The 16,207-nt window shown below is 68.8% G+C and carries 13 protein-coding genes and 2 tRNA genes; 7 read left to right on the top strand and 8 right to left on the bottom strand.

Going from position 1 to position 16,207, the window contains the following annotated elements; translation table 11 throughout:
• Positions 1 to 124: 124 nt before the first annotated feature.
• Complete coding sequence (gene yaaA / locus SK854_RS24600) at positions 125 to 853, bottom strand: peroxide stress protein YaaA (RefSeq protein ID WP_319977465.1); 729 nt, start codon at positions 851 to 853, stop codon at positions 125 to 127.
• 61 nt (positions 854 to 914) lie between these two features.
• On the opposite strand from yaaA, the gene SK854_RS24595 reads away from it, so the two are divergent.
• From SK854_RS24595 to SK854_RS24585, 3 genes are all read left to right on the top strand, one after another.
• Positions 915 to 2,249, top strand: coding sequence for a hypothetical protein (locus SK854_RS24595; protein WP_319977464.1), 1,335 nt, complete (start codon positions 915 to 917; stop codon positions 2,247 to 2,249).
• A gap of 16 nt (positions 2,250 to 2,265) precedes the next feature.
• Positions 2,266 to 2,338, top strand: a tRNA-Gln gene (locus SK854_RS24590).
• Between the two features lie 8 nt (positions 2,339 to 2,346).
• A tRNA-Lys gene (locus SK854_RS24585) sits at positions 2,347 to 2,421 on the top strand.
• 62 nt (positions 2,422 to 2,483) lie between these two features.
• Here SK854_RS24585 and SK854_RS24580 read toward each other — a convergent pair.
• Complete coding sequence (locus tag SK854_RS24580; RefSeq protein ID WP_319977463.1) at positions 2,484 to 3,239, bottom strand: SAM-dependent methyltransferase; 756 nt, start codon at positions 3,237 to 3,239, stop codon at positions 2,484 to 2,486.
• A gap of 86 nt (positions 3,240 to 3,325) precedes the next feature.
• On the opposite strand from SK854_RS24580, the gene SK854_RS24575 reads away from it, so the two are divergent.
• Positions 3,326 to 4,282, top strand: a complete 957-nt coding sequence (locus SK854_RS24575) for a GNAT family N-acetyltransferase (RefSeq protein ID WP_319977462.1) — start codon at positions 3,326 to 3,328, stop codon at positions 4,280 to 4,282.
• Positions 4,283 to 4,334: 52 nt separating this feature from the next.
• On the opposite strand, the gene SK854_RS24570 is transcribed toward SK854_RS24575, so the two are convergent.
• Positions 4,335 to 4,694, bottom strand: a complete 360-nt coding sequence (locus tag SK854_RS24570; protein ID WP_319977461.1) for a VOC family protein — start codon at positions 4,692 to 4,694, stop codon at positions 4,335 to 4,337.
• A gap of 135 nt (positions 4,695 to 4,829) precedes the next feature.
• On the opposite strand from SK854_RS24570, the gene SK854_RS24565 reads away from it, so the two are divergent.
• The gene (locus SK854_RS24565; protein WP_319977460.1) at positions 4,830 to 6,572 is read left to right on the top strand and encodes a proline--tRNA ligase; all 1,743 of its coding nucleotides are present in this window, start codon (positions 4,830 to 4,832) and stop codon (positions 6,570 to 6,572) included.
• 77 nt (positions 6,573 to 6,649) lie between these two features.
• On the opposite strand, the gene SK854_RS24560 is transcribed toward SK854_RS24565, so the two are convergent.
• Both SK854_RS24560 and SK854_RS24555 read right to left on the bottom strand, forming a co-directional pair.
• Positions 6,650 to 9,196, bottom strand: a complete 2,547-nt coding sequence (locus SK854_RS24560) for a BTAD domain-containing putative transcriptional regulator (protein WP_319977459.1) — start codon at positions 9,194 to 9,196, stop codon at positions 6,650 to 6,652.
• A 40-nt stretch (positions 9,197 to 9,236) separates the two neighbouring features.
• On the bottom strand, positions 9,237 to 9,545 hold the full coding sequence (locus SK854_RS24555; protein ID WP_319977458.1) for a hypothetical protein: 309 nt from the start codon (positions 9,543 to 9,545) through the stop codon (positions 9,237 to 9,239).
• A gap of 744 nt (positions 9,546 to 10,289) precedes the next feature.
• Between SK854_RS24555 and SK854_RS24550 the strand changes: the two genes are divergently transcribed.
• Positions 10,290 to 13,277, top strand: a complete 2,988-nt coding sequence (locus tag SK854_RS24550) for an AfsR/SARP family transcriptional regulator (protein ID WP_319977457.1) — start codon at positions 10,290 to 10,292, stop codon at positions 13,275 to 13,277.
• Positions 13,278 to 13,286: 9 nt separating this feature from the next.
• Here the strand turns inward: SK854_RS24550 and SK854_RS24545 are convergent, their stop codons facing one another.
• On the bottom strand, positions 13,287 to 14,249 hold the full coding sequence (locus SK854_RS24545) for a hypothetical protein (RefSeq protein ID WP_319977456.1): 963 nt from the start codon (positions 14,247 to 14,249) through the stop codon (positions 13,287 to 13,289).
• Positions 14,250 to 14,369: 120 nt separating this feature from the next.
• On the opposite strand from SK854_RS24545, the gene SK854_RS24540 reads away from it, so the two are divergent.
• Positions 14,370 to 15,329 (top strand): YhgE/Pip domain-containing protein, encoded by a 960-nt coding sequence (locus SK854_RS24540; RefSeq protein WP_319977455.1) that lies wholly within the window; start codon positions 14,370 to 14,372, stop codon positions 15,327 to 15,329.
• Here the strand turns inward: SK854_RS24540 and SK854_RS24535 are convergent.
• Together SK854_RS24535 and SK854_RS24530 are read right to left on the bottom strand one after the other, a co-directional pair.
• On the bottom strand, positions 15,225 to 15,632 hold the full coding sequence (locus tag SK854_RS24535) for a YjbQ family protein (protein WP_319977454.1): 408 nt from the start codon (positions 15,630 to 15,632) through the stop codon (positions 15,225 to 15,227). The two genes, SK854_RS24540 and SK854_RS24535, sit on opposite strands and share 105 nt — an antisense overlap.
• A gap of 3 nt (positions 15,633 to 15,635) precedes the next feature.
• Positions 15,636 to 16,193 (bottom strand): sugar O-acetyltransferase, encoded by a 558-nt coding sequence (locus tag SK854_RS24530; RefSeq protein ID WP_319977453.1) that lies wholly within the window; start codon positions 16,191 to 16,193, stop codon positions 15,636 to 15,638.
• Between the last annotated feature and the right edge of the window lie 14 nt (positions 16,194 to 16,207).

The following is a 16,207-nucleotide window of genomic DNA, read 5'->3' as shown; positions in this document are numbered from 1 at the left end:
GACGGGTCGCGAACGCGGTGCCACGTCCAAAGACAGGCTCTGACATCACGCACCTCCTCGATCCAGCTCCGTTGTCACGCTTCGGAGGGAAGCTTGCCCTGCGGGTCCGGCGCCCGCAACCGAATTAACCGGTGATCAGGTCCGCCGTCTTCTCACCCGTCGGCACCATCGTCAGCCCGGCCTTCTGTGCGAGTCTGACCAGGCCTTTCAGGTCGCCCGGCTCCGTGCTGGACGTCGCGATGGCGCGCGCGAGCAACCCCTTGTGCGCCTTGTTGAAGTGGCTCACGACCTTGCCCTCGCTCGTGATCACCCGGACGACGACGGCGTGTGGGATCCGCGCCAGGCTGGAGTACGCACCGGAACGCAGGTCGACGACGAACTCGCCGGTGTCGGAGAACAACGGCTCCAGCGCGGGCTTCCACAGCGTCCGCAGGCTGCCGTGGTCGGGCAGCGTGCTGCCGCCGGACAACCGGTACGCGGGCACGGGATCGCCGCCGCGAACGGCCCCGAACAGCGCCGACGCGACCGCGAGCCGCTGGTAGGCGCGTTCCTTCGCGGCCTTCTTCAGCGACGGGAAGTCCAGGTTGTCGTAGAGCACGCCGGTGTAGCGCAACAGCGCGGGCGTGGTCTCCGACGTGCGCAGCGCCGCGTTGCGATGCACCTCGTCGACCTGGCGTTCCGAGATGTCGAGCGCTTTGAGGCTCGCCGGGACGTCCTTCGCGAGATCGGCCAGCGCGGACACCAGCTTGTCGCGCACCGGGTTGAGCTCGGGGAACGACAGCGCGTCGAGGTCGAGCGGCGCGCCCTCGCCGCCGATCGCCTTGGTCTCCGACGGGGGAAGCAGCACCAGCACGGTTGAAAAGGGTAGGGCAAAGCCGGAAAACAGCTGGACAGGGCGTGGTGATCTGGAAGGCGTGGACGCACTCGACCGCCTGTACCGCTCGCTCGACGCCCGGCCGCGCCCGGAGGACGTGGCCGTCCTCGTGCTGGAGGCGCTCCCGAAACTGACGCGGCGCGAGCGCGGGGTGATCAACGGCGTCGCGGCGCACGCCTCCCGCCGGCACGGGTTTTCCGGGATGAGCGACGACTACGCCCGCCCGGTCGGTGCCGCACGCCAGGTCGCCGCCACCCGCCGCCTGTTCGGTGTGGACGTCGAGGTCGACGTCGAGGACCCGCTGTCGGTGCTGGAGTTCGCGGCGCTGGCGGGTGCCGGCATCGGCTTCGACCCCGAGCACGCGGACTTCCTGGCGGACCGGCTGAACCGCGATGCCCGCGCGTCAGCCGGCATCGACCTGTCCAAGCGGCAGTACAACCGCCGTTTCCGCATGCTGCGCAGGTTGTCCGCGAAGGCAGGACGGCTGGGGCGCACCCGGGAACTGCACCGTGCGACGCTGCTCGCGGCGGCGGGGTTCGTGGGTGCGATCGACCACGACCGCTTCCGTGCGGACCCCGGCGCGGCCTGCTTCGTCGCGTACTTCACGGCCCGCCGCAAGCTGCGCCGCGAGTTCAGCCTCGCCGGCCGCGAGAACCCGTTCGACCAGGTCGCCGACGTGCTGTTCGCGCGCTGCCGGGCCTCTTCCGGCACGGACTGGGCGATGATCGCCCTCGCGCACCCGGTGTGGGACGTGCTGCGGCACCTGTCCGCCGAGCAGCTCGGTGAGCTGCTCGGCCGGTGGTCCGCGGCGACCAGGTCCATCGCCTCGGGGCTCGGCGAGCTGTGGCGCACGTCCGACGTGGACCGCGCCACCATGATCGTGCGCTCGGGCGTCGACTCGTCGACCTGGAACGCCTTCGCGGGTGCCTGCAACGCCGCCCGCACGGCGTGGATCGCCTGCCTGCACGCCGCGGGGCTCACGTCGTTGCTCGACGACGCCTGGCCGGGCAAGACGATGCGCGTGATGGCGGCCGACCTGGCCTGGTGGCACCGGCAGTCAGGCGGCGGCCTGCACCCGGACACCGCCGTGTGGGCCTCCCTGCCGTTGCCGTGGGAGGTGCTCGACGGCACCGTGACGTGCACCCGTGCCGACGTCGAAGCCGCGTGCCGCTCGCACGGCGTGGACCCCGAGCGCGCCGGCTGGACCGCGCCTCGCAAGCACGGCCTGATCGCGCGCTTCCGGCCGACCCCGGAACTCGTGCACGGCGTTGCCGTGTCGGATCCGTTGTGGGCCATGGCTTTGCGGCGTGCGCACGCGTTCAGCGGAAAGCCGCTGCGCACCGAGGTATTCGGTGGACAGAACCTTCCAAGCTGAGCAGGCTGTAGCGCGTTCGGTGGTAGCTCAGTGGTAGAGCGCCCGGCTCTGGGACCGGGTGGACGCCGGTTCGAGCCCGGTCCGCCGAACGCCCTTGGAACACGTAGCTCAGTGGTAGAGCTCCGGCTCTTGATCCGGAGGGACGCCGGTTCGAGCCCGGCCGTGTTCCCCAGCGGAGGTGCGGCGCGCCGGCCTCGTCCGTGACTGTCGCGGACGAGGTTCACCGGACACGGTCTAAGGCGCCTGGAGCGTCAGGTAGGCCAGGCCGAGCGTGCCGCGCCACCCCCGCAGCCGGTAGCCGCGGGCGGTGTCGGCCTTCGCCCTGATCTCCGGTGCGTGCTCGGAGTCCGGGTTGTCCCGCAGCCAGCGTTCCCAGGCGAGGCCGTGCCCGTTCTCGAACACGTCCCACTCGTCGAGGCTCGCCTGTTCCACCGCGAGCATGCGGTAGCCGTGATCGTGCGCGAGGTCCACCAGGTCGGCCACCGAGCCGTACTGGTCGCGTGGCACCGGCATCGCCGCCAGCTGGTCCTCGGTGGGCTCGCGTTCCCAGAAACCCTCGCCCAGCAGGAGCCTGCCGCCCGTGCGCAGCAACTGCTTCGCCTCTGTGAGCGCATTCGCCGTGTGCTGCAACGGGTCTCCGCCCCACACCTGGCTGGCGCCGTTGACGATCACGACGTCGGCCGGCCGGTCCGGTCGCCATTGAGCGACATCCGCCACCTGCAGACTGACGCGGTCGGTCAGGCCTCTGGCCTCGGCGTTGGCCTGGCCGTGCGCGATGTCCGCGGCGTTCAGGTCGACGCCGGTACCGGTGGCTGTGGGCGCGGCTTCCAAGGTCCGCAGGAGGAACTCCGCCCAGCCGCAGCCGACGTCCAGCACGTGGGCGTTGTCCAGCGGCAGGAGTGAGCGGATGAGGCGAGCTGCTCGTTGTTCGGACAATGGCCCGTGGAACGTCAGGTCCTCGTGCAGCGGTGCGATCTCTGGTGGCGTCATCGCTCGCAGGATGGCCCTGGTGGCTCATCGCGGGCAACGCGTTATTCGGTTGTTGGCGGTATCCCCTCCCCGTAGCGTCATTCGACGTGGAACTCGTGTGGCGCCCGCTCACGACAGCGGACATCCCGGCGGTGGCCGCGCTCTACAACGCGGCCGAGGCGGTCGACGACACCGGCGAACTGTTGTCCGAAGAGGACTTCGCCGAGTCGTTCGGCAAGGCCGACCTGCCCGGTGGGTCGCTGGCAGTGCTCGTGGACGGAAGGCTTGCGGCCTACGGGCTGGTCGCGTTGCGCGACAACCCCGTGGGAACGCACCGCGTCCGGCTCGACGGAGCGGTCCACCCCGAGTTCCGGCGCGAGGGCATCGGGCGGCAACTGCTGCCACGCCTCGCCACTCTGGCGCACGACCTCCACCTCGCACGACACCCGGACCTGCCGCTCGCCGTGTGCACCATGGTCGAGAGCCGTGCCGAGGGACACGTCGCGCTGGTCGAGAAGCTCGGCTTCGGCGCCGACCGCTACTTCTACGAGCTGGAGGTGGCACTGGGCGAGTCACTCGCCCAGGTCCCGATCCCGTCCGGCTACGAGATCGTGCCGTTCTCCGCGGCTCGTGACGAAGAGGTCCGCCTGGTCTGCAACGCGGCCTTCGCCCAGCACTGGGGGTCGGTCGAGCGCAGCCCGGAGGAATGGGCGGCGTCGTTCACCGACAGCTTGAGGTTCGTTCCGGAGTCCTCCTTTCTGGCGCTCTTCCAAGGCGCCGTGGTCGGGTTCGTGCTCGCACGGCACTACCCGGTCGTCGAGGAGATGACGGGCGTCCGCGAGTTGTGGATCGGGGACGTCGGCACCCTGGAGGAGCATCGCGGGCGTGGTGTGGCCGCGGCCCTGCTGAGCCGCACGCTGGCTCAGGGCAGGACGCAGGGCTACCACCGCGCCGGGCTCTCCGTGGACTCGGCCAACTCGACCCGTGCGCTCGGCGTGTACGAGCGCGCCGGGTTCGAGGTGGCGCGGACCTGGATCGACTACGGGCTGCCGGTGGCGCTCTAACGGTGGACCCGGCCCGTCGGCGAGCGAATTCGACCGCCAACGGACCGAGCCACTAGAGCTCTTCGCCGCCCTGGCCGACGCAGAACTCGTTGCCGTCCGGGTCGGCGAGCACGGTCCAGACGAGACCGGGAACGCTGTGCACCGCGATCTCCGTGGCGCCGAGCGCGACGAGGCGGGCGACCTCCGCCAAGCGGTCCGGCACGTGCGAGTCGAAGTGGACTCTGTTCTTGCCCGGCGTCGCGTCCGGCACCTGCTGGATGCCGAGCGCGGGACCGGACTCCGTGTTCGGCGCGAGCACGATGAACTCACCCCAGTCGTTCTGGATCGTGGTGCCCAGAGCGGCCGTCCAGAACTCCGCGAGCTTGCGCGCGTCGCCCGTGTCGATGGTGATCATGTCGATGGTCAGAGGCATGGGACGGACGCTACCCAGGAGGTCTGACAATTCCTGTCGCCGCAGGTCAGAGCCCAACCGAAGCACCGCGCGCGATTTCGGCGAACGTCCAACCAGTACGCTGTTTCAACTGCCCGTGAACGAGGAGTACCCACCGTGATCACCAGGATGTCGTCGCTGTTCCTGCGCACCCTTCGCGAGGATCCGGCGGACGCCGAAGTGCCCAGCCACAAGCTGCTGGTGCGCGCCGGCTACGTCCGCCGCGTCGCACCGGGCGGGTACACCTGGCTGCCGCTGGGCCTCAAGGTCCTGCGCAACATCGAGGCCGTCGTCCGCGAGGAGATGGACGCCTTCGGCGCGCAGGAGATCCAGTTCCCCGCGCTGCTGCCCAAGGAGCCCTACGAGGCGACGAACCGGTGGGAGGAGTACGGCCCCAACCTGTTCCGCCTGAAGGACCGCAAGGGCGCCGACTACCTCCTCGGCCCCACGCACGAGGAGATGTTCACCCTCACCGTGAAGGGTGAGTACAGCTCCTACAAGGACTACCCCGTCACGCTGTACCAGATCCAGACCAAGTACCGCGACGAGGCGCGTCCCCGTGCGGGCATCCTGCGCGGCCGCGAGTTCCTGATGAAGGACTCGTACTCGTTCGACCTCACCGACGAGGGCCTGAGCCAGTCGTACAAGGACCACCGCGACGCCTACATCCGCATCTTCGACCGGCTCGGCCTGGAGTACGTGATCGTCTCCGCCACGTCCGGCGCGATGGGCGGCTCGGCGTCCGAGGAGTTCCTCGCCGTCGCCGAGACGGGCGAGGACACGTTCGTGCGCAGCACCGAGTCCGGTTACGCGGCGAACGTCGAGGCCGTCGCGACGCCCGTGCCCCCCGCGCAGTCGATCGACGACAAGCCCGCGGCGCAGGTGCACCACACGCCGAACACGCCCACCATCGAGACGCTGGTGGACTTCCTCAACGCGAACACCGACCGCAAGTTCACCGCGGCGGACACGCTGAAGAACGTCCTCGTGAAGGTCAAGCAGCCCGGCAAGGACTGGGAGCTGCTCGCGATCGCCGTCCCCGGTGATCGCGAGGTCGACTTCAAGCGCCTCGAGGCAGCCCTCGAACCGGCCGAGGTCGCGATGCTGGAGGCGGCCGACTTCGCCAAGAACTCGTTCCTGGTCAAGGGCTACATCGGCCCGGGAGCCATCCAGGCCAACGGCATCCGCTTCCTCGCCGACCCCCGCGTCGTCACGGGCACCGCCTGGGTCACCGGCGCGGACAAGGCCGACCACCACGTCGTCGACCTGGTGGCGGGCCGCGACTTCACCCCCGACGGTGTCATCGACGTCGCCGAGGTCCGCGAGGGCGACGCGTCGCCGGACGGCAAGGGTGTGCTGGTCGCCGCGCGCGGCATCGAGATCGGCCACATCTTCCAGCTCGGCCGCAAGTACGCGGACGCGTTCTCGCTCGACGCCCTCGGCCCGGACTCCAAGCCCGTTCGCATCACCATGGGCTCGTACGGCGTCGGCGTCTCGCGGCTCGTCGCGGTCATCGCGGAGCAGTCGCACGACGACCGCGGCCTGATCTGGCCCCGCAACGTCGCCCCCGCCGACGTCCACGTCGTGGTCGCCGGCAAGGACGAGACGCTGATGAACGCCGGTGAGGACTTCGCGAAGCAGCTCAGCGCCAAGGGCCTCAACGTCCTGCTGGACGACCGCAAGGCGAGCCCCGGCGTGAAGTTCGCGGACGCCGAGCTCGTCGGCATCCCGACGATCCTGGTGATCGGCCGCGGCCTGAAGGACGGCACGGTCGAGGTCAAGGACCGCCGCTCCGGCGAACGCGTCGAGGTGCCGGTCGCGGAGGCCGTCGACCACCTGGTGCAGGTCGTCACCAGCTGAAGCGAGGACTGAACGCCGGGCAGCGCGCTGGGGGTGGGGCGCGCGGCCCGGCGTTCAGCGTTTCACCAGGGGAGCGGTCAGCCCGCCCGGCGGTCGGTGAGGTCCAGCGCCGGCTCCTCCAGCCACGCCTGCGCCCGTTCCCGCTTCACCGCACGTTCGGCGCGCGGCAACTGGTCGGCCACGACGTCGCGCACCAGCAGGTGCCGGAACCCGTACTCGATCTCGCCCGTCTCGCTGTTGCGGCCCTGACGGCGCAGGAAGTCGCGCTGTTCCAGCAGTTCCAGCGCCTTGGCGACCTCAAGAGCGTCCCGCTGACCGGTCGCGGCCACCGCTCCCGGCGACACCAGATCACCCGCGACAGCGGCGTCCTGGAGGACGGCCTTCACCTCGAACGGCAGCGAGTCGAGCTGAGCGGTCAGCACTCCACGCACTGATGGCGGGACCGGCAGCGAAGCGTCGTTCTGCACGCACGGCATGCGCGGGTCGGCGACCATGCGGGCGTACTCGGTGGCGAACAACGGGTTGCCGCCGACGCACGTCACGAGCGCCTGCCACAGTTCGGACGACAGCTCGCGAGTGTGCAGCAACGAGTTCATCAGGCTGCGCGTTCCGTTGTGGGACAACGGCTCCAGGCTGATCGTGGTCGCGTTGCGCTTGCCGCCGAACCACGACGGCCGACGCTGCAGCAGCTCCGGCCGCGCGGTCGCGATCACCAGCAACGGCACGGAACCGGCGTGCTCGCTCAGCTCCTCCACGAAGTCGAGCACCACGTCGTTCGCCCAGTGCACGTCCTCCAGGAAGACGACCAGCGGATCGGACTCCGCGACCTCCTCCAGGAACCGCCGCCACGCCGGGAAGTCGGCCCGCACGCCGGGGCCGGGTTCGGCCAGGCAGGCGAGGCTCCCGTGCAGCCGGTCCGCGAGCTCACCGACGCCGACCAGCGACGCGAGTGCGGCCCGCAGGGTCTCGAAGGAGGAGAAGCCGCTCACGACGTCCGCCAGCGGCCCATAACCGTGGTCGTCGCCGAAAGCCGTTGCGGTTCCACGCAATGCGGTCGAACAAGAAGACGTGAGTTCGTTGACGAGCCGTGTCTTGCCCACGCCCGCCTCTCCGAGCACGGTCACGAAGTGCGGGCGACGGCGCGTGCGGACCTCGTCGAGAAGCCCTTGCAGTACCAGCAACTCCCGTTCGCGTTCCACGAACGGCACGGCGGCCTGCGAACGGCGGGTCGCACCACGCGGTGACACGCACGAGACCGCCTGCCAGCCTCCGGTCGGCGCGCCATCGGCCTCCCACGTCACGGAACCGGCGGCCTCACGCGTCGCGGAGCACGCACGAACGGCGCCCAGCGGAGACAACGCCATCAGCTGACGGCACTGGTCGAGCAGCACGCCCGTGGCAGTGGGCGCACCAGCCGAAGGCAGACGCACGAGAGAGTCGCCGGTCGCCACGCCGATCTGCACGTCCGCGACGGCAGCCAACCGGTCACGGATGGCCAACGACGCACGCACGGCACGATCGGCGTCGTCCTCGGCGGTCTTGGGCACACCGAACAGGGCCAGGAACACGGACCCGACGTTGCCGCCGACGACGCCGCCCAGGCGGGAGACCTCGGCGGAGACGACGGAAGCGACTTCCTGGTGCACCGCGTCGACGTCCTCCGGGTCACCGTCGCCGGCCGCGAGACCGAGCTGGGCGGACACCATCACAACGCTGACGAGCTTGCGTTCCACCGTCATCACGTTCATCGCGGTCACCGGAGCGACGGGTTCCGCCGCAGGTGGCGTGATCACGACGGGAGCGGACACGGGAGAGGCTTGGCCGACGGAGAGCAGGTGCCTGCGCTGCACCGACGGCGGAAGGTCCAGCACGGGGGCGTGGTCGAGGATCGCGCGCTCCAGTTCCTGGAGCTCGCGGCCCGGTTCGAGACCGAGTTCCTCCACCAGCGCCGCCCTGGTACGGCGGTAGACGCTCAGCGCGTCCACCTGCCGGCCACACCGGTACAGCGCGAGCATCAACTGCCCGTTGAGTCGTTCGCGATACGGCTCCACCTCGATCAGCGACTCCAGCTCGCCGATGATCTCGTAGTGCCTTCCGCAGGCGAGTTCTGCCTCGAAGCAGTCCTCCTGCGTCGCCAGCCGCCCGTCTTTGATGGCGGTCAGCTCCGGCCAGTTGATGCCGGTCTCCGCAAGATCCGCGAGCACCGGTCCGCGCCACAAACTCAGTGCCTTGCGGAGCACCTTCGCCGCGGCGGGCCAGTTGCCGGTGGACAGTTCACCTCGTCCCTGTTCGGTCAGCTGCTGGAAGCGCGACAGGTCGAGGGAGTTCTGGTCCACGCGCAGCAGGTACCCCGGCGCGTGGGTCAGCAGCAGTGCGGACCCCTCGGGGTTGCTGCCGTGGGGAGTGAGAACGCCTCGCAGCCCTGAGACGGCGTTCTGGAGCATCTTGCGCGCCGTGGGCGGGACGTCCCGTGACCACAACGCCTGAAGCAACTTGCTCGTCGCCACCACTCGGTTGGCGTGCAGCAGGAGGAAACCCAGAGCCGCGCGCTGCTTGACGCCGCCCAACGGCACGGGCAGGTCGTCGTCGAGGACTTCCAGTGAGCCCAGCAGGTGGAATCGCATGGTTCTGGCCTCCTTGGGTGACTATCCGGACGGAGGGGGATCAGCCCCAAGGAGTGTCGTCGCCCCACGGGGTGTCGCCGTCGGCCGGAAGCGTCGGCAGCGTGATGGACCGTCCCCACGGGGTGTCGTCCGAAGTGACTGTGCCCCAAGGGGTGTCGCCGTCATTGATGATCTGGCCCCAGGGGGTGTCGCCGTCGTTGACGATCTGGCTCCAGGGGGTGTCACCGCCCGCGCCCTTGCCCCACGGGGTGTCGTCGTCGGCCTGTGCGGTGCCGGCGAAGAGCGTCATCGCCAGGGCCGCCGGGATGGCGGAGAGAACCAGAGCGGCAGCGGTCGTCCTGCGGATCATGTCGGCCTCTTTCTTCTTGGTCTGTCCTTGGCTCGAGTTGTGCTTCAGACACCTTCGAGCGGCGTCTGAGAACGAAGTTAGAAGTGCCGCCCATCGCCGCTCTATCGCGCACCCACCGCGTATCAATCGGCCGTGATGGCGGAGCTCGCACAACCAATTGAGACGCTTCAATAGCTGACCGGCCAGTCAGCACACAGCTGTTACTACGCAGGGTGGTCGCTTATCCGGAGAATTAGGTGCGGTGTACCGCAATGGTTGGGTGCGGTTAGCGATCCGAACGAACGGCTTGTGCCGCTCGGAGTAGTCCCGATGAGACGTTCAGGCTGCTTGGCGGCATGCCGTAGGATCGTCGTGAAGTCCGCCGCCACAACGATGAATTCTCGGGTTCACGTACTCGTTGATCTGCCATGATGTCCCAGATCTGATCATCTCCAAATGAGATGCCTATTGAGATCGAGCGCATTATGGTGGATCGTGTAGTCATGCACAAGAAGGATCTTGACAGTTTTCCCCGTCGAGGCTAACTTCGGAGATCATCACCCATCGGAGTGGCCGTCTGCAGTTGATGCAACCGGAGGTCAAACACGAGATGCGAAGGATTTTCATCTTAAATCGATCTTGAGATGACGTCCTGGAAGTGCCTTTTCCTCGTCTTCGGCAAATGTGATTCGGTAATGGTGAAAACGACCGGGGCGTGAGGTGCAGGGGCATTGCGGGAAATAAAGGCGCGAGGGGTCGTCCGTCATGAGCTCCGCCCCTGATGAGGAACTGATTTTCAAACTGCTCGGTCCGATCGAGGTGATCGGAGCGGAGGAGCAGGTGCAGGTGCCGCCGGGACGTCAGCAGACGATCCTGGGCGCATTGCTGCTCGAAGCCAATCGCGTTGTCAGCATGGACCAGCTGATCGACCTCGTCTGGGAGCACACCCCGCCGTCGACCGCACGGGCGCAGATCCAGATCTGCGTGTCCGCGCTCCGGCGGGAGTTCGCGAGGGTCGGCGTCGACGCCCAGATCGAGACCCGCCAGCCCGGCTACCTGCTGCGCGTCGCCGCAGACAAGATCGACACCTTCCTCTTCGAACGTCGCGTGGCCGACTCCGACGCCGCCGTCCGGCAGGGCCGCATGGAAGACGCGTCGACGGTGTTGCGCGCGGCTTTGGCGTTGTGGCGCGGACCCGCACTCGGTGGCGCCGGTGCCACGTTGCAGAACAAAGCGCTGCGCCTCGACGAGAAACGCCTGTCGGTGCTGGAGAACTGCGTCGACATCGAGTTGTTGCTGGGCCGCCATCACGCACTCATCGGTGAATTGCAGAGCATGGTGACGGAACACCCGTTGCGAGAACGTCCGCGCGGCCAGTTGATGCTCGCGCTCTACCGTTCCGGCCGGCAGTCCGAGGCGCTCGACGTTTACCGCGCCGGCCGCGATCTGTTCATCGAACACCTGGGCCTCGAACCGAGCGACCAGTTGCGCAAGCTCGAGACCGCGATCCTGACCGACGACGAGGTGCTGCGCCTCGATCAGGAGAAGCCGGTTCCGGTCACCGTGCAGAACGTCGTGTCACCGCACCAGCTTCCGGCCACCATCTCGGACTTCATCGGCCGCCAGGACGTCGTGGCGCGCGCCGAGAGCATTCTCGCGGGCGACCACACGACCATGCCGGTGGTGAACATCTCGGGCAAGGCGGGCATCGGTAAGAGCGCTCTCGCGGTGCACGTGGCCCATCGCGTCGCCGCCGAGACCTACCCGGACGGCCAGCTGTACTGCGACTTGCGCGGTACGCAGGCGAAACCGGCCACACCAGCCGAGGTGCTCGGCCGGTTCCTGTCCGCGTTGGGCGCCGTGGGCTCGACCTTGCCCGACGGCGTGGACGAGCGCGCGGACATGTACCGCAGCATGCTCGCGAACCGCCGCGTGCTCGTCGTCCTGGACGACGCGGGCAGTGAGTCGCAGGTGCACCAACTGCTTCCGGGCTCTCCCACGTGCGGTGTGGTGGTCACGAGCCGCACCCGGCTGACCGGTCTCGCCGGATCTCATTTGGTCGACGTCGACTTCATGGACTCCGACGACGCGCTGGAGTTGTTGGGGCGCATCATCGGCACGCAACGCCTGCAGGGCGAACCGGTCGCCGCGGCCGCGTTGGTGGACGTCGTGGGAGGGCTCCCACTGGCGTTGCGCATCATCGGCGCCCGTCTCGCCGCACGCACGCACTGGAGCCTCGCCTCGATGGTCGGCCGCCTCGCCGACGAACGGCACCGCCTCGACGAACTGGTGCACGGCGACATGGTCGTGCGCGCCAGCCTGTCGCTGACCTACGACGGCCTGGAGCCCGACACGTGCCGGGTGATGCGGCTGATGTCGTTGCTGGAAGCGGAAAGTCTGCCGGTCTGGACGGCCTCCGCGCTCACCGACGACGACCGCCACCGCGGCTTCGACCTGCTGGAGCGCCTGGTCGACGCCCAGTTGCTGGACGTGGTCGGCAGTGACATCACCGGCCTGCCCCGCTACCGCTTCCACGACCTGATCCGCCTGTTCGCCAAGGAACAGCTCGTGGTGCACGAGGCCCCGGCCACGCAACTGGCCTCGGTCGAACGCGTGGCCGGCGGCTGGCTCGCGATGGCCGAACAAGCCCATCAACGCCTCTACGGCGGCGACTTCACCGTGCTGCACGGCACCGGCCGGCGCTGGCAGCCCAGCGCCCCGTACCTCGACCAGGTGCTGCAGGACCCGTTGGGCTGGCTGGAAAGCGAACGCCCGAACATCTGCGCCGCCGTCATCCAGGCCGCCGACGCCGGCCTGGACGAACTGTGCTGGGACCTCGCGACGACGCTCGTGACGTTGTTCGAGACCCGCAGCTACCTCGACGACTGGCAGCAGACCCACGAACGCGCCCTGGACGCCGTGCGGAGAGCGGGCAACAAGCGCGGCACCGCGGCCCTGCTGTGCTCGCTCGGGTCGTTGCACCACAGCCAGCGCCGCATGGAAGCGTCCCGCACGGCGCTGGAACCCGCTCTGGAGCTCTTCATGGAGCTCGACGACACCCACGGGCTGGCGTTGGTGCGCCGCAACCTCGGCCTGCTGGAGTACAACGAAGGCCGTCCGGAGATCGCGCTGAGGATCTTCGAGCAGTCGCTGACGGGCTTCAAACGCGTCGGCGACGTCGTCGGCCAGGCCTACGTGGTGTCGCAGCTCGCGCAGTTGTCGCTGGACCGCGGCGAGCACGAGCTGGCGGTCGGTCAGCTGCGCGGCGCCCTGGGCATGTGCCGCGAGATCTCCAGCCCGCGCGTCGAGGCCCAGGTCCTGTACCGGCTCGGCAGCGCGATGCTGGTGCAGGGCCGGTACGAGCAGGCGCAGCAGCTCATCACGTCGGTGCTCGGCATGGTGCAGCGCTCCGGCGACACCGTGGGGGAGAGCTACGCGCTGCATTCGCTCGGCCTGATTCACGGCCGCATGCGCATGTTCGCCGAGGCGGGACGGCTGCTGCGGCGCGCGATCCGGCTCTGCGAGGAGAACCTGGACCGGGTCGGGGCCGCGCGGATCCGGCTCGACCTCGCCCAGCTCGTGTCGCAGCGCGGGGAGACGTTCCACGCGATCGCGATCGTGGAGCAGGCGATGATGACGTTCCAGGAGCTCCGGCTCGAGCTGTGGGAGAGCAAGGCGCTGGCGGTGCTGGAGAAGATCACCGCCGAGAACCCGCTGCCCGCCGCCGTCACGTCCAACGGCGGCGCGCGGTAGGCCCGTGCCCTAAGACGTCGGCGTCAGCGAGTCGACCATCTTCTGCAGGTCGGACTCCTTGAGCAGCGGCGGGTTGGTGCCGCCTCCGCCGCCCTCCAGGTCGCCGTTCACGGCCAGCACGTGCAGCTTGTTGCTGCCGTTGAGCACCACGACCTTGACCATGCCCTTGCTCGCCAGGCACTTGTTGCCGGTTTGGGTGATCGTGGCGTCGATCTGCACGCCGTCGACGACGACCTTCTTGCCGTCCTTCTGGGTGTGCTGGATCTTCACCGGCTTGGGTTCCGCGGTCGTCACCTTGGGGTCGCCGCCCGACGAGTAGTACTGCGTGGCGAGGGCCTTGGTGAAGTCGGTGGCCGCCTTGGTGATGTCGCTCTTCGGGAGCAGGGTGCCGCCGTTGGTGCCCTTGGTGAACGGCTTGCCCTCGCAGGTGTAGTCGCCGTAGGTGGTGATGCCGGACAGCTGGACGCCCTCGAACCCCTCGACCGGGATCTTGACCTCGGCGATGACGTCCCAGTTCTTCGGGACCACGTAGTTGTAGCCGAGCCCCGTCTCGATGCACTGCTGGCCCTCGTTCTTCGGGCACGCGGTGTCGGTCGGTTGCGCGGAGGTGCTGTTCGAGGTGGACGGGTCGGGCTGCGCCGTCGTGTTGTCCGGGCGCGTGAGCAGGAACCAGGTGAGGCCACCGCCCACGAGCAGGACGAGGACGACTGCGCCCATCACGAGCCAGAGCGTCTTCTTGTTCTTCGGCGGCTCGTTGTCGAAGCCCCCGTACACGCCGAGCCCGCCGTATCCGCCGTAACCCTGCTGCGGGAACTGGCCTTGCTGCGGGAACTGGGGCTGCTGCGGGAAACCACCGGTCTGCGGGTAGCCGCCGGTCTGGTAGCCACCGCTGGGATGGTCACCCTGTTGCTGCTGGCCCCAGCCCTGCTGGTCGTTCCAGCCGCCCTGTCCGCCGCCACCTGGGTAAGTCACGGGCAAACGGTACCTGGTGGGTCCGACAGGGGCTTAATTCATCACCCGTTGACTTCGGGAGCGCGTGAGGCGTAGCGTGCCCGTTAAATTCAACGGACGATGAACTTTAAGGAGCAGATGATGCGCACCGCGCTGGTCACCGCCGTCGCAGGCGCGGTGGTGGCGTTTCTCCTGGGCCTGCTGACCTTCGGCGTGCAGGCGACCGTGCACCCGCACGACGTTCCGCTCGCCGTCGTGGCGCCTCCGCCGATCGCGGAGAAGGTGGGGGCGGCCGACTCGGCCGAGGTCGACATCCGGGTCGTGTCCGCGGACGAGGCGCGGAACCTCCTGCGGGACAAGGAGGTCTACGGAGTTCTGGAGATCGTGCCCGGCCAGGCGACGATCCGGCTCAACCCCGCGGTCAACCCGTCCGGCACGCAGGTCGCGCAGCAGGTGCTGACCGGCGTCGCCCAAGGCGCCGGGCTGCCGGTCAGGATCGACGCGCAGACACCGACGGCCGCCGAACGCACCGCGCCGCTCGCCGCGTCGGCACTGCTCTGGGTCGGCGGGATGATCGCCGGACTGCTGTTCGTGGTGCTGAAGGGCGAAAAGCTGAGGTGGCTGTCGGCGCTGGCCGCGGCCGTCCTGGTCACCGGCTCGACCACGGGCCTGCTGGCGTGGTGGGGCGTCACGTTCACCGTCGAGGCGCTCGCGTTCATGCTCGCCGTCGCCGTGTCGTTCGCACTGCTGCAAGCGGGGCTGTTCAAGCACCTCGGCGTCCGCGCGATGGCCGTCCTCGGCCTGCTCTACCTGATGGCCCCCGCTGTCGCGGGACAGGTGCCGGAGCTGCTCAACCCGGCCTACCGGGCGGTCCTGTGGTCGTGGACGCCGTTCCGGTTCTCGGCGGAAGGCCTGCGCAGCCTCATGTACGACGGGTCCGTCAGCACCGAGTGGTGGGTGTTCGGCGGGATCGCGCTAGCGGGGCTGGTGCTGCTTCTAGCCGGCAAGAAAGCTCAGACGGACCGTGCGGACGGGGTTGTCGACGTTGGTGTCGACGAGGCAGACGGACTGCCACGTGCCGAGCGTCAGCACACCGCCTAGCACCGGGATCGTCGCGTAGGGCGGCACCAGCGCGGGCATCACGTGGTCACGGCCGTGGCCAGGGGTGCCGTGCCGGTGCCGCCACTTCACGTCGCGGGGCAGGATGCGCTCCAGCGCGGTCAGCAGGTCGTCGTCGCTGCCCGCGCCCGTCTCGATGATGGCGACGCCCGCGGTCGCGTGGGGCACCCACACGTGCAGCAGGCCGTCGCCGTTCTCGCTGTCGAGGAACCGCTGGCATTCCCGGGTCAGGTCGTGCACGACCTCGTCGGCACCGGTGCGGATCTGGATCTCCTCGCTGCGCATGACTCAGATCTTACGAACGACCCGTGCGGGGTTGCCGACCGCAAGCACGTGAGCAGGCAGATCGCGCGTCACGACACTGCCCGCGCCGACCACCGTGTTGTTGCCGATGGTGACGCCGGGGCAGACGATCACGCCGCCGCCGAACCACACCTGGTCCCCGATGACGATCGGCGCGGTCGTCTCCCAGCCCGCGATCCGCGCGTCGTGGTCCTCGACGGGGTGCAACGCCGTGAGCAGCTGCACGTTCGGACCCATCATCACGTGATCGCCGATGGTCACCGGGCCGCAGTCGAGGATGACGCCGCCGTAGTTCATGAAGCTGTTCGCGCCGACGCGGGTGTTGTAGCCGTACTCGATCTGCAGGCGCTGCATGAACGTCGAGTTCTCGCCGATCTCCGCCACGAATCCCTTGAGGATCGCGTACATCCCGTCGAGGTCTTCCGGGTCGTGCGCGTTGAACCGGGCCATCTCACGCCAGCCGCGGCGCCGGTCCGCGTCCAGTTCGGGGTCCGCCGGCAGGTAGGGCTCGCCGTTGATCATCTTCTCGCGGTTGGTTCCCATGAGGACTCAGTATC

Origin of the sequence: Lentzea sokolovensis (assembly GCF_033949975.1) — a bacterium.
GTDB lineage: Bacteria > Actinomycetota > Actinomycetes > Mycobacteriales > Pseudonocardiaceae > Lentzea > Lentzea sokolovensis.
Note: the sequence above shows the minus strand (reverse complement) of the source record. Positions and strands in the feature narration are given on the sequence as shown.